The following is a 13,491-nucleotide window of genomic DNA, read 5'->3' as shown; positions in this document are numbered from 1 at the left end:
ACCCAGGGCACTAGTACCCGAAGTTCTGCGTCCACCAGGGGCCGCCGGAGCCGAGTTCGACGCCGACGCCCAGTGTCTTGAAGTCGCAGTTCAGTATGTTGGCGCGGTGGCCGGGGCTGTTCATCCAGGCGTCCATCACTGCCGCGGCGTCGGCCTGGCCGCGGGCGATGTTCTCGCCGCCGAGGTTGGATATCCCTGCCTTCTCGGCCCGGTCCCAGGGTGTGCGGCCGTCCGGGTCGGTGTGGTCGAAGAAGCCCCGCGCGGCCATGTCCTCGCTGTAGTTCTGGGCCAGACCGGTCAGGGCGCTGTTGGCGGCGACCGGGCTGCAGCCCACCTTGGCCCGCTCCTCGTTCACGAGGCTGAGCACCTGGGCGGCGGTGGCGGACGCCCCGGACAGGGCGGCCGAGGCGCTGGGCTTCTTCGGCGCCTTCGTGGCCGTCCGGGACGGCGTGCTGTCCGCCTCCTCGCTGGGGGTGGCCGCCGGCTTCTTCTTCTCCGGAGCCTTCTCCTGCGTCTTCTCCGGCTTCTCCGGAGTCTTCGTCGGCGCGGCCGACGACTTCGAGGCGGACGGCGTCGGCGAGCCGGAACGCTCGGCGTCCCGGCTGGTGGGCGCCTCGCCCCGGCCGTCGGCACTGCCGGAGGTGCCGCCCTGCTCGATCGGGGTGTTCGACGGCGTGTCCCCGGCCTGGACCTTGTCGGCCCCGCCGTCGCCGCCGAGCTTGTAGTTCTCGAGGCCGGGCACGGCGCCCGTGGCGACCGCGACCGTGCCCAGGGCGACGGCGGCGGAGACGCCGAGCAGCCCGGTGCGCATCGGACGGACGGTCTTCTTGCGGCGGCGGTGCGAACCCGCGCGCCGAACGCCACCGTCGGGCGTGAAGCCGTCGCTCGCGAAGACGGCCGTGTCGCGGAAACGGTCACCCGCGGCGGCCCCCTCCGCCCCGAACAGGTAGGCCTCGCTCTTCGCGTAGGTGTCGGCGTACGCCTCCGGGTTCAGATAGGGCGCGATGCCCATCGTCGGGGCGTCGTCCGCGGTGGCGTACAGCGGATCCTGGCCCTCAGCGAAGCCGTCGGCGTGGGCGATTCCCGTGGCGCGGCCCGTGGCGGCGCGGCCGGCGTCGGAGCGTCGGTGGCGTCCCATGTCCTGGCCTTCCTCGTCCTGGCGGTCGACTCGTCCTCGAGATCAACACCAAACTCACTCGATCGTGTGAGTTTCATATGAGATTCGTTGAGGGGGGACGGTACCGCATGGCGCAAGTGGAGGAAGTGCCCGGAGGGAGATTGGGCGGTTAGGTTGCAGGCATGAGCGAGGATGTGCGATTGGTGGCCTGGGTGCGTGGACGCGTCCAAGGTGTGGGTTTCCGCTGGTTCACGCGGGCCAAGGCGCTGGAGATCGGCGGCCTGAGTGGCTTTGCTCTCAATTTGGGCGACGGCCGGGTCCAAGTCGTCGCCGAGGGCGGGCGCGAGGGCTGTGAAGGCCTGCTGGAGTGGCTCCAGAGTGACGACACGCCCGGGCGCGTGGAAGGCGTCACGGAGATCTGGGACACACCTCGCGGCGGTTACGACGGCTTCGCCATCCGCTGATCACGCCCGTCGGGCGGCTCCCGAGGCCGCCCGCGGACGGCTCGCAGGTGACCGCCCCGGACGGAAACTTGCTGGTGATTGCCAGAACCGCTTGCCTTGGCACGCTCCACACGCAAGGATGATCGCCACGCCCCGAGGGCCCCGCAGAAGCCGCAGTACGGCCGTTCCAGGTCGCGCGTGCCCGGGTCGCCCCCCAATACGGGGCGTGATCGTGTTGACCGTCAAACTTTTTGGTGAGACGCTGAAAGCCCCGCGCACCTTAGCTGTTTGGCATGGCTGAACGGCAGTACAACTCCAGGCCCTGCCAAGACCGCGGGTGCGAATCCCTCACGACCCACACCGCAGCGGTCGGTCACGCATTGTGGAGGACCATCCATCATGGCAAAGGCGCTTCTCGGTTACGTCGGCGGCTCCGACCCTCGACTCCTCGCCGAGATGCGACGGCTCCAGCAGCGCGTCCAGGACCTGGAATCCGAACTCGGACGAATCCAGGCGGAGAACGAAGCGCTGACGGCTGCCGCTTCTCACGACAGGATCATGGAGAGCGTTGACGCACACCAGGCGGAGCCTGCGCTCACCTGATCACTGCACCGCTCCACAACAGCACAGCAGTGGTTGGGCCGCCCGTCACAACCGCCTAGTTGTCAGAAGTGCAAGGGACGCCCCGTCGGCGTCCCTTCTTTCTTGCCCCCGCATCCTTTCACCGTCTTTAACGTCTGATGTGCCCTGCGCGTTCAGCGGTGAAACCGCGGGTTCATGGAGTGAGACCGACCCGGGCGGTAGAGTCCGGCGGCGTGCACCTCAAGGCCCTGACCCTCCGCGGGTTCAAGTCGTTCGCCTCTGCGACCACCCTCCGGTTCGAGCCGGGGATCACGTGCGTCGTCGGACCGAACGGCTCGGGCAAGTCCAATGTCGTCGACGCGCTCAGCTGGGTCATGGGCGAGCAGGGCGCCAAATCGCTGCGCGGCGGCAAGATGGAGGACGTCATCTTCGCCGGCACCACCGGCCGCCCGCCCCTGGGCCGTGCCGAGGTGTCGCTGACCATCGACAACTCCGACGGGGCCCTGCCCATCGAGTACGCCGAGGTCACCATCACGCGGATCATGTTCCGCAACGGCGGCAGCGAATACCAGATCAACGGCGACACCTGCCGCCTCCTGGACATCCAGGACCTCCTCTCCGACTCCGGCATCGGCCGTGAGATGCACGTGATCGTCGGGCAGGGCCAGCTCGACTCCGTGCTGCACGCCGACCCCATGGGCCGCCGCGCCTTCATCGAGGAGGCCGCAGGCGTCCTCAAGCACCGCAAGCGCAAGGAGAAGGCGCTGCGCAAGCTGGACGCGATGCAGGCCAACCTCGCGCGCGTGCAGGACCTCACCGACGAACTGCGGCGTCAGCTCAAGCCGCTCGGCCGCCAGGCCGCCGTCGCCCGCAGAGCCGCCGTCATCCAGGCCGACCTGCGCGACGCCCGGCTGCGCCTGCTGGCCGACGACCTCGTACGGCTGCGGGAAGCCCTCAAGGCCGAGGTCGCCGACGAGGCGGCGCTGAAGGAGCGCAAGGAGTCCGCCGAGCAGGAACTGCGCAAGGCGCTCCAGCGCGAGGCCCTCCTGGAGGACGAGGTTCGGCAGCTCACGCCGCGCCTCCAGCGCGCGCAGCAGACCTGGTACGAGCTCTCCCAGCTCGCCGAGCGGGTGCGCGGCACCATCTCGCTGGCCGACGCCCGCGTGAAGAGCGCCACCTCCGTGCCCCCCGAGGAGCGGCGCGGCCGCGACCCCGAGGACATGGAACGCGAGGCCGCCCGCATCCGCGAGCAGGAAGCCGAGCTGGAAGCGGCCCTGGAGGCGGCCGAACGCGCCCTGGAGGACACGGTCGCCCACCGCGCCGAGCTGGAAAGCGCGCTCGCCCAGGAGGAACGGCGCCTGAAGGACGCCGCCCGCGCCATCGCCGACCGGCGCGAGGGCCTGGCCCGGCTCAGCGGCCAGGTCAATGCCGCCCGCTCCCGCGCGGCCTCCGCCCAGGCCGAGATCGAGCGCCTGGCCGCCGCCCGCGACGAGGCGCAGGAACGTGCCGTCGCCGCCCAGGAGGAGTACGAGGCCCTCAAGGCCGAGGTCGATGGCCTCGACGCCGGCGACGCGGAGCTCGGCGAGCAGCACGAGGCTGCGAAGCAGCGGCTGGCCGAGGCCGAGGCCGCCCTCACGGCAGCGCGCGAGGAGGCCACCGCGGTGGAGCGGAAACGCGCCGCCACGCAGGCCCGGCACGAAGCCCTGGCGCTCGGCCTGCGCCGCAAGGACGGCACCGGGACACTGCTCGCGGCGAAGGACCGCCTCTCCGGCGTCCTCGGCCCCGCGGCGGAACTCCTGGCGGTCGCCCCCGGCCACGAGGTCGCCGTTGCCGCGGCTTTCGGAGCGGCAGCGGACGCGATCGCCGTCACCACCCCGGCCTCGGCGGCAGACGCGATCAGACTCCTCCGTAAGCAGGACGGAGGCCGGGCCACTCTGCTCCTGGCGGGAGACGCTCCCCCCGGGGGCGCGGGGAACAGCGCGACCAGCCCCGACGAACCCGCGGACGCTCGGCACACCTACGCCGCCGACCTGGTCCGCGGCCCCTCCGACCTGATGCCTGCCGTCCGACGGCTGCTCGAGGGCATCGTCGTCGTCAGCACCCTCGAAGACGCCGAGGACCTCGTCTACACCCACCCCGGCCTCACCGCGGTCACCGCCGAAGGCGATCTGCTGGGCGCCCACTTCGCCCACGGCGGCTCCGCGGGTGCCCCCAGCCTCCTGGAGGTGCAGGCCTCCGTCGACGAGGCCGCTGCCGAGCTGGAGGAGCTGGCCGTCCGGTGCGGGGAGCTGACCGAGGCGCAGCACGCGGCCGTCGAACGGCGCAAGGAGTGCGCCGCGCTGGTCGAGGAGCTGGGGGAGCGGCGCCGGGCCGCCGACCGGGAGAAGTCCGCCGTCGCCCAGCAGCTCGGCCGCCTCGCCGGGCAGGCGCGCGGCGCGGCGGGGGAGGCCGAGCGGTCGACCGCTGCCACGGCCCGGGCGCAGGAGGCCCTCGACAAGGCACTCCAGGAGGTCGAGGAACTCGCCGAGCGGCTCGCGGTCGCCGAGGAGATGCCGATCGAGGAGGAGCCCGACACCTCCGCCCGGGATCGGCTGGCAGCCGACGGTGCCAACGCCCGCCAGACCGAGATGGAGGCCCGCCTCCAGGTCCGTACGCACGAGGAACGGGTCAAGGGCCTGGCCGGACGGGCCGACTCGCTGGACCGGGCCGCCCGGGCGGAACGCGAGGCACGCGCGCGTGCCGAGCAGCGGCGGGCCCGGCTGCGGCACGAGGCGGCCGTCGCCGAGGCCGTAGGCGCGGGCGCGAGGCAGCTGCTCGCGCACGTCGAGGTGTCGCTCGCCCGCGCCGACGAGGAGCGCACCGCCGCGGAGGCCGCCAAGGCCCGCCGGGAGCAGGAACTGGCCCGCGCCCGCACCGAGGGACGCGATCTCAAGGCGGAGCTCGACAAGTTGACGGATTCGGTCCACCGGGGCGAGGTACTCGGCGCGGAGAAGCGGCTGCGGATCGAGCAGCTGGAGACCAAGGCGCTGGAGGAGCTGGGTGTCGAACCGGCCGGGTTGGTGGCTGAGTACGGTCCGCATCAGCTCGTGCCGCCCTCGCCCCCCGCCGAAGGCGAGGAGCTGCCGGAGGATCCGGAGCATCCGCGCAACCGGCCCAAGCCGTATCTCCGGGCCGAGCAGGAGAAGCGCCTGAAGGCCGCCGAGCGTGCCTACCAGCAGCTCGGCAAGGTGAATCCGCTCGCCCTGGAGGAGTTCGCGGCGCTGGAGGAGCGCCACCAGTTCCTCAGCGAGCAGCTCGAGGACCTGAAGAAGACACGGGCGGACCTCCTGCAGGTGGTGAAGGAGGTCGACGAGCGCGTCGAGCAGGTCTTCACCGAGGCCTACCGGGACACGGCCCGGGAGTTCGAGGGCGTCTTCAGCCGCCTCTTCCCGGGCGGTGAGGGGCGGCTCGTGCTGACCGACCCCGACAACATGCTCACCACGGGCGTGGACGTCGAGGCCCGTCCACCGGGCAAGAAGGTCAAGCGGCTGTCGCTGCTCTCGGGTGGGGAGCGGTCGCTGACCGCGGTGGCGATGCTCGTGTCGATCTTCAAGGCGCGGCCCAGCCCGTTCTACGTCATGGACGAGGTCGAGGCCGCCCTCGATGACACCAACCTCCAGCGGCTCATCCGGATCATGCAGGAGCTCCAGGAAGCCTCCCAGCTGATCGTGATCACCCACCAGAAGCGCACGATGGAGGTCGCCGACGCGCTCTACGGCGTCTCCATGCAGGGCGACGGTGTGTCGAAGGTCATCAGCCAGCGCCTCCGCTAGATGTGTGCGCCCTACACCGTTCTCATCTGCATGCTCTCGTTGGCTTCAATGCTTGAACACATACCTGACACATCTCTGCCTCAGATCGCAGCTTCTGATCTATTGACTTCGAAACTTGAAGGCATAGTCTCGGCAACGTTCCTTTTACCTTCAGGTACCTTCAGGTGGACCTCGAAGGGCTGATTCCCTCCGGCAGCGTTGCCGGTGGCCCGAGGAGTACACGTGACCAGCACAGCGCAGGCCCACAAGTCAGGAGCCGGGACGGCTCACCCCGATCATCTCGGGCATGTCATCTTCATCGCCGCGGCGGCCGCGATGGGCGGCTTCCTCTTCGGCTACGACAGCTCCGTGATCAACGGCGCCGTCGAAGCCATCCGTGACCGCTACGACGTCGGCTCCGCAGCCCTGGCCCAGGTCATCGCCATCGCCCTCATCGGCTGCGCCATCGGCGCCGCGACCGCCGGCCGCATAGCCGACCGCATCGGCCGCATCCGGTGCATGCAGATCGCCGCGGTCCTCTTCACGGTCAGCGCCGTCGGCTCCGCACTGCCCTTCGCGCTGTGGGACCTCGCCTTCTGGCGCGTCGTCGGCGGCTTCGCCATCGGCATGGCATCCGTGATCGGCCCGGCCTACATCGCCGAGGTCGCCCCGCCCGCCTACCGCGGCCGGCTCGGCTCCTTCCAGCAGGCCGCGATCGTCATCGGCATCGCCGTGTCGCAGCTGGTCAACTGGGGTCTGCTGAACGCCGCCGACGGTGACCAGCGCGGCACGCTGATGGGCCTGGAGGCCTGGCAGGTCATGCTCGGCGTCATGGTCGTCCCGGCCGTCCTGTACGGGCTGCTCTCCTTCGCGATCCCCGAGTCCCCGCGCTTCCTCATCTCCGTCGGCAAGCACGAGCGCGCCCGGGAGATCCTCACCGAGGTCGAGGGCAAGGACGTGAACCTCGACGCCCGTGTCGCCGAGATCGAAGGCGCCATGAAGAGCGAGCACAAGTCGAGCTTCAAGGACCTGCTCGGCGGCAGCTTCTTCTTCAAGCCGATCGTCTGGGTCGGTATCGGTCTGTCGGTCTTCCAGCAGTTCGTCGGCATCAACGTCGCGTTCTACTACTCCTCGACGCTGTGGCAGTCGGTCGGCGTCGACCCGACGGCCTCGTTCTTCTACTCCTTCACCACGTCGATCATCAACATCGTCGGCACCGTCATCGCGATGATCTTCGTCGACCGCATCGGCCGCCGGCCGCTCGCGATCATCGGCTCGGTCGGCATGGTCGCCGGTCTGGCGCTGGAGGCCTGGGCCTTCTCCCACCCCCTCGTCGACGGCAGGCTGCCGGCCGCGCAGGGCTGGATCGCCCTGATCGCCGCGCACGTCTTCGTCCTCTTCTTCGCCCTGTCCTGGGGTGTGGTGGTCTGGGTCATGCTCGGCGAGATGTTCCCCAACCGGATCCGCGCCGCCGCGCTGGGCGTGGCCGCCGCCGCGCAGTGGATCGCCAACTGGGCCATCACCGCGAGCTTCCCGTCGCTGGCCGAGTGGAACCTCTCCATGACGTACGTGATCTACACCGCGTTCGCCGCGCTCTCCATCCCGTTCGTCCTGAAGTTCGTCAAGGAGACGAAGGGCAAGGCCCTGGAGGAGATGGGCTGACCCCACCCCCCCGAACTCGGGGAGAAGGGCCAAAGTCCCCGCTGCCCCTCTCCCCGTAACCCGCCACCGCCCCGGTTCGGCCACTGCCCGAGCCGGGGCGGTGGTCCGTCGTTTCACCGGATCAGCACGCCGGCACCGCCTTCCAGGGCGCGCAGGGCGGTCGCCTCGACGTTCCGCAACCGTGACTCGAGCTGGTCCCGGCGCTCCGCGATCCCACGCGGCCGCTCGGTGGTGGCGGCGATCAGACCGGCGTGCGCCCGCAGCAGAGCCACCTCCCGGAGGAAACCGGGCACCTCGCCGGCCTCGACGAACAGGTTGTCCCCGGCCAGGACCGGAAGGTGGCGGGCGCCCAGCGAGCGCACCGTCTCCGAACCCCACACCGTCCGGCGCCAGGCCTCGAAGCCGGCCGAGTCGTCCCACCCGTCCGGGACGTCAGGAACCCGCCACTCGCCGTACGCGTCGCGCACGAACACATCCACCGCCAAGGTCATGCGCGCAGTGCGTCACCGGCGGGCGGCGGCGTCCCAGCGGACATCGGGGGCGTCAGCCCGTCAGCCGCGGCAGCACCCGCTCGCAGAACAGCTGCAGACTCCGCCACCCCTCCTCCACCGGCATTCCGCCCGCCAGCGGATGCAGGACGTAGGAGCCGAGCCCCAGCGCCACGCACGCGTCCGGGGTGAGGATCCGGTACACGCCCTCCGCGCGCAGGTCCTCGACGGTCGTCGCGGCCGACTTCACCGCCGAGCGCACCCCGCCCGACTGCCAGGAGGCGTACGTCCGTGCCTCGTGCAGGAAGTGCCTGCCGTACCGCGCCCAGGCCCGGTCCGGGTCCTCGGCCACGTGCAGCAGGGGCGTCTCGGCGGCGGGCATCATCACCCAGCCCTCGGTGCCGTACTCGACGAGCAGCTCCTTGTAGTACGCCTCCAGCTCCGGAAGGTGCGCGCTGGGGAAGAAGGGCAGGCCGAGCCGGGCGGCGCGGCGGGCGGCTGCCCTGGAGGAGCCGCCGACCAGGAGCAGCGGATGCGGGTCGGTGAAGGGGCGGGGGGTGATGCGGACGGTGCGGCCCCGGTAGGAGAAGGGCTCGCCCGTCCACGCCTGCAGCAGGGTCTGCAGCAGTTCGTCCTGGAGCTCGCCGCGCCGGGCGAAGTCCACGCCGAACAGGTCGTACTCCTCCGGCCGGTACCCGATCCCGGCGACCGTCACCAGACGGCCGTTGCTCAGCAGGTCCAGCACGGCGATCTCCTCGGCCAGTCGCAGCGGGTCGTGCAGCGGGCCGATGATCGCCGAGACGGTGACCGCGACACGCCGGGTGGCGCCGAAGACGGCCCCCGCGAAGGCGAACGGCGACGGCAGCCAGTTGTTCCCGGCCCCGTGGTGCTCCTCCGTCTGCACGGTGCTCACGCCCCGGTCGTCGGCGTACGCGGCCATCTCCAGGGCCGCCCGGTACCGGGCGCCGAGCTCGGAGGGGCCGGCCCCGGGAGCGACGAGGTTGAAGCGTGCGACCGTGACGGGCATGGGGGCGTCTCCCTTCACCGGGCGGGTGTCCGGGGGACGTTAGCTGACGATGCGTCAGACGGCCAGGGGTGTGGAGATCCGGCGGCCCGCGGCCCTCCGGGGCGGTGCGAACGGGGTGCCCCGGGGCCCCATGACTGATACTGGACGCGTTATGGACATCGTCATCCTTGCTGTAGTCATCGCCGTGGTCGTGATCGGCGCGCTCGGCGGGCTCATCGTCGGCAGCCGGCGCAAGAAGCAGCTGCCCCCGCCCCCGCCCGCAGCGCCCGACATCACCGCCCCACCGGCCGAGCCGCACGTCGGCGACGAGGCCGAGACGCCGCGGGAGGAACCGCGGCGCACGATAGAGGAGGTGGATCTCCCGGACGGCTCGGCTCCGGTCGTAGTCGAGGAGCCGCCCGCCGAAGCTCCCGGGATCGAGATCCCGGAACCCACGGCCGGCCGTCTGGTCCGGCTGCGGACCCGGCTCTCCCGCTCGCAGAACGCCCTCGGCAAGGGGCTGCTCACCCTGCTGTCGCGCGAGCACCTCGACGAGGACACCTGGGAGGAGATCGAGGACACGCTGCTCACCGCCGACGTCGGCGTGCAGCCCACCCAGGAACTGGTCGAGCGCCTGCGCGAGCGGGTGAAGGTGCTCGGCACCCGCACTCCCGAGGAGCTGCGCACCCTGCTCCGCGAGGAACTGGTCACGCTGGTCGGCCGCGACATGGACCGCGCGGTCAAGACCGAGCCGGAGGACCGCAAACCGGGCATCGTGATGGTCGTCGGCGTCAACGGCACCGGCAAGACCACCACCACCGGCAAGCTCGCCCGCGTCCTGGTCGCCGACGGCCAGAGCGTCGTCCTCGGCGCCGCCGACACCTTCCGGGCCGCCGCCGCCGACCAGCTCCAGACCTGGGGCGAGCGGGTCGGCGCCCACACCGTGCGCGGACCGGAGGGCGGCGACCCGGCCTCCGTGGCCTTCGACGCGGTCAAGGAGGGCAAGGAGATGGGCGCGAACGTCGTGCTCATCGACACCGCCGGCCGCCTGCACACCAAGACCGGCCTCATGGACGAGCTCGGCAAGGTCAAGCGGGTCGTGGAGAAGCACGCCCCGGTCGACGAGGTGCTGCTCGTCCTGGACGCCACGACCGGCCAGAACGGCCTGGTCCAGGCCCGGGTCTTCGCCGAGGTCGTCAACATCACCGGCATCGTGCTCACGAAGCTGGACGGCACGGCCAAGGGCGGCATCGTGGTCGCGGTCCAGCGCGAGCTGGGTGTCCCGGTCAAGCTCATCGGGCTCGGCGAGGGCGCGGACGACCTGGCGCCGTTCGAGCCGGAGGCGTTCGTTGACGCCCTTATCGGGGAGTGAGTTCCGGACACAGCCGAGCGACCTCCGGACATCCGTACGTGCTCACGAAGCGCCCGCCCCGATACGCAGTCGGGACGGGCGCTTCGCTGTGTACGTCCGTGCGGCGGCCAGGGGCTGTCGATCGGACCACGCCGCAGCCGCACAGGCGCGGGATCTGGTGCGCCTTCCTAGGCCCGCGACCGGTGGGCCACATACGCCAGCGTGCCCAGCACCAGGCGGGCCTCCGGCGGGCGGGACGCCGAGTCCAGGGCGGGGGAGCGCAGCCAGCGGACCGGGCCGAGGCCGCCGCGGTCGGAGGGCGGCGCCGTGATGTGCGCGCCCGGGCCCAGGCCGCGCAGGTCGAGGGAGCCCGGGTCGTCCCAGCCCATGCGGTAGAGCAGGCCGGACAGGTCGGCGGCGGCGCCGGGGGCGACGAGGAAGTGGGCGCGGCCGTCCGGGGTCGCCGTCACCGGGCCGACGGGCAGGCCCATGCGCTCCAGCCGGGCGAGCGCGCGGCAGCCGGCGGGTTCGGCCACCTCGATGACGTCGAACGCCCGGCCGACCGGCAGCATCACCGAGGAGCCGGGGAACTCGCCCCACATCTCGGTGACATCGTCCAGTGTCGCCCCGGCGGGGACCACCGGCGCGAAGTCCAGCGGGTGTGCGCCCGGCGCCGGGCAGTCGCCGCGGCCGCAGGAGCAGGCGCCCGCCGAGGCCCGGGAGCCCGGCACCACCTCCCAGCCCCAGAGTCCGGTGTACTCGGCCACGGCCGTGGCGTCCGACGTGCGGCCGCGGCGGCGTGAGCCGGTCCGGATGTCGCGCATGCCCCGGCTGATGCCGATCGTGAAGCCCATGCCCCCTCCAACGGGTCCGGCGCAGCGGTGGTTACGCTGCGGACGCGGCGCGTGACTCTCTGTTTCCGCCTTCCCGTCGGCGGTCCGTTCACTCAGCGCCCGGATGTGCCCGGGGTGGCGTGCCCGACGACACGCGCCCCCGAATGCATCGCTGCAACCGCTCCTGGGTGTGCTGTGTCAAGTGAATCGCGCGTAGCCGTACGTGAGTTCATTCGAAGGGGTGGCGAATGGTGGCGTTTCCGTGTGAGCCATGGCTGGACGGGTGATCGTAGGATTACTTTGTGTGCACGAGTCCTGGGGGCACATGCGCTCGTGGGTATGCCGGAGGCAAGTCGTCATTCCGTTCGAAGGGTGACAAGGGCCGGACGGACGGCCGTACGAACCGGCATGCTGATAGGGCTTGGCGCACTCGGCGACAAGTGGTCTCAGGGATGGGGGCGTTCCAGTGAGCGGCAACGGCGGAAGCGGAACGAACGCTGCGGGCGTGACGCACGCTGACAAGCGCCCGAACGAGCTGCTCACCTCCTGGTTCGTACGCAGTGGCTGGTCCAAGGGCGAGCTCGCCCGTCAGGTCAACCGCAGGGCACGCCAGTTGGGCGCCAACCACATCTCCACCGACACCTCGCGCGTGCGCCGCTGGCTCGACGGCGAGAACCCGCGCGAGCCGATCCCCAGGATCCTCTCCGAGCTGTTCTCGGAGCGCTTCGGCGTCGTCGTCTCCGTCGAGGACCTGGGGCTGCGCACCGCGCGCCAGTCCCCCTCGTCGACCGGCGTCGACCTGCCCTGGACGGGCCCGCAGACCGTGGCCCTGCTCAGCGAGTTCTCGCGCAGCGACCTGATGCTGGCGCGGCGCGGCTTCCTCGGGAGCTCGCTGGCCCTGTCTGCGGGCCCGGCCCTCATCGAGCCCATGCAGCGCTGGCTCGTCCCCTCGCCCCCGGCCCCTCGCTCCGAGCCCGAGCCGGCGGGTGGTTCCGGGCGCGCCCGCGGCCGCCTCTCCAAGCCCGAGCTGGACCTCCTGGAGTCCACGACGGTGATGTTCCGGCAGTGGGACGCCCAGTGCGGCGGCGGCCTGCGCCGCAAGGCGGTCGTCGGGCAGCTGCACGAGGTGACCGACCTGCTCCAGGAGCCCCAGCCGGAAAGCACCACCCGGCGGCTGTTCAAGGTCGCCGCCGAACTCGCCGAACTGGCCGGCTGGATGTCGTACGACATCGGGCTCCAGCCGACCGCGCAGAAGTACTTCGTCCTCGCGCTGCACGCCGCCAAGGAGGCCGGTGACCGGCCCCTGGGCTCGTACGTGCTGTCCAGCATGAGCCGCCAGATGATCCACCTCGGCCGGCCCGACGACGCGCTGGAGCTGATCCACCTCGCGCAGTACGGCAGCCGGGACTGCGCGAGCCCGCGCACGCAGTCGATGCTGTATGCGATGGAGGCCCGCGCCTACGCGAACATGGGGCAGCCCGGCAAGTGCAAGCGGGCGGTCCGGATGGCCGAGGACACTTTCTCCGAGGCCGGCGAGTGGGACGAGCCGGATCCCGACTGGATCCGCTTCTTCTCGGAGGCCGAGCTGTACGGCGAGAACTCCCACTCCTTCCGCGACCTGGCCTACGTCGCCGGCCGCAGCCCCACCTACGCCTCGCTGGCCGAGCCCCTGATGAACCGGGCCGTGGAGCTCTTCGCCGAGGACGGCGAGCACCAGCGCTCGTACGCGCTGAACCTGATCGGCATGGCCACGGTGCACCTCCTCCGGCGCGAGCCCGAGCGGAGCACGGTCTTCGCCACCGAGGCCATGCAGGTCGCCAAGAAGGTCCGTTCCGAGCGCGTCAACACCCGTATCCGAAAGACGGTCGACACCGCCGCCCGCGACTACGGCGACCTCGGTGAGGTCGTCGACCTCACGGAGCGGCTCGCCGCCGAGCTGCCCGAGACCGCCGAGGCCGTCTGAGCAGCCGTACGGCCCTCTGAACCCCGGCCGCGGCCGGCCCTCCCGAACTGCCCGACTCGGCTCCCCCATGCCAGGTCATCGGAAGGCCGACCGCGGCCGGTCTGTGTACCCACGGCTGCCTGAAGCCGAAGGTTGCGCCAAGATAACGATCGGCTCGCCCGCAATCCGGCAGTTCATCGACGCGTAACACAGAACGTGCCTTCGTCACGGCCGCGAAACAACGAGGGGCTTCCACCGAAACCGCGCTGCGCCAAT

The 13,491-nt window shown here is 71.3% G+C and carries 10 protein-coding genes; 6 read left to right on the top strand and 4 right to left on the bottom strand.

All coding sequences use genetic code 11. The annotated features are described in order from the left end of the window. Nucleotides 1-10: 10 nt before the first annotated feature. Nucleotides 11-1,138, bottom strand: coding sequence for a CAP domain-containing protein (locus tag ACFU3E_RS21750; RefSeq protein ID WP_384160542.1), 1,128 nt, complete (start codon nt 1,136-1,138; stop codon nt 11-13). Nucleotides 1,139-1,299: 161 nt separating this feature from the next. Between ACFU3E_RS21750 and ACFU3E_RS21745 the strand changes: the two genes are divergently transcribed. The 4 genes from ACFU3E_RS21745 to ACFU3E_RS21730 all read left to right on the top strand — a co-directional run bounded on the left by ACFU3E_RS21745 (nt 1,300) and on the right by ACFU3E_RS21730 (nt 7,595). Beyond that, nucleotides 1,300-1,581 (top strand): acylphosphatase, encoded by a 282-nt coding sequence (locus ACFU3E_RS21745; protein WP_359154928.1) that lies wholly within the window; start codon nt 1,300-1,302, stop codon nt 1,579-1,581. A 378-nt stretch (nt 1,582-1,959) separates the two neighbouring features. Then, a complete protein-coding gene (locus tag ACFU3E_RS21740) occupies nt 1,960-2,163 on the top strand; it encodes a hypothetical protein (protein WP_030852030.1) in 204 nt (67 codons plus the stop codon). Nucleotides 2,164-2,375: 212 nt separating this feature from the next. Then, a complete protein-coding gene (smc, locus tag ACFU3E_RS21735) occupies nt 2,376-5,954 on the top strand; it encodes a chromosome segregation protein SMC (RefSeq protein WP_384160537.1) in 3,579 nt (1,192 codons plus the stop codon). A 222-nt stretch (nt 5,955-6,176) separates the two neighbouring features. Then, complete coding sequence (locus ACFU3E_RS21730; RefSeq protein WP_384160534.1) at nt 6,177-7,595, top strand: sugar porter family MFS transporter; 1,419 nt, start codon at nt 6,177-6,179, stop codon at nt 7,593-7,595. Nucleotides 7,596-7,708: 113 nt separating this feature from the next. Here the strand turns inward: ACFU3E_RS21730 and ACFU3E_RS21725 are convergent, their stop codons facing one another. After that, entirely contained in the window at nt 7,709-8,086 is a 378-nt protein-coding gene (locus tag ACFU3E_RS21725) for a hypothetical protein (protein ID WP_384160531.1), read from the bottom strand. Between the two features lie 52 nt (nt 8,087-8,138). Beyond that, nucleotides 8,139-9,110 (bottom strand): LLM class flavin-dependent oxidoreductase, encoded by a 972-nt coding sequence (locus tag ACFU3E_RS21720; RefSeq protein ID WP_384160528.1) that lies wholly within the window; start codon nt 9,108-9,110, stop codon nt 8,139-8,141. 151 nt (nt 9,111-9,261) lie between these two features. On the opposite strand from ACFU3E_RS21720, the gene ftsY reads away from it, so the two are divergent. After that, on the top strand, nt 9,262-10,461 hold the full coding sequence (gene ftsY, locus ACFU3E_RS21715) for a signal recognition particle-docking protein FtsY (protein WP_384160525.1): 1,200 nt from the start codon (nt 9,262-9,264) through the stop codon (nt 10,459-10,461). Between the two features lie 167 nt (nt 10,462-10,628). On the opposite strand, the gene ACFU3E_RS21710 is transcribed toward ftsY, so the two are convergent. Then, on the bottom strand, nt 10,629-11,294 hold the full coding sequence (locus ACFU3E_RS21710; RefSeq protein ID WP_384160522.1) for a bifunctional DNA primase/polymerase: 666 nt from the start codon (nt 11,292-11,294) through the stop codon (nt 10,629-10,631). Between the two features lie 445 nt (nt 11,295-11,739). Between ACFU3E_RS21710 and ACFU3E_RS21705 the strand changes: the two genes are divergently transcribed. Beyond that, nucleotides 11,740-13,236 (top strand): hypothetical protein, encoded by a 1,497-nt coding sequence (locus tag ACFU3E_RS21705; RefSeq protein WP_384160519.1) that lies wholly within the window; start codon nt 11,740-11,742, stop codon nt 13,234-13,236. The last annotated feature ends 255 nt before the right edge of the window (nt 13,237-13,491 follow it).

Origin of the sequence: Streptomyces sp. NPDC057424 (assembly GCF_042803315.1) — a bacterium.
In the GTDB taxonomy this organism is placed as follows: Bacteria; Actinomycetota; Actinomycetes; order Streptomycetales; family Streptomycetaceae; genus Streptomyces.
The sequence above is the reverse complement of the archived record's forward strand: the minus strand, read 5'-3'. Positions and strand labels throughout refer to the sequence as shown.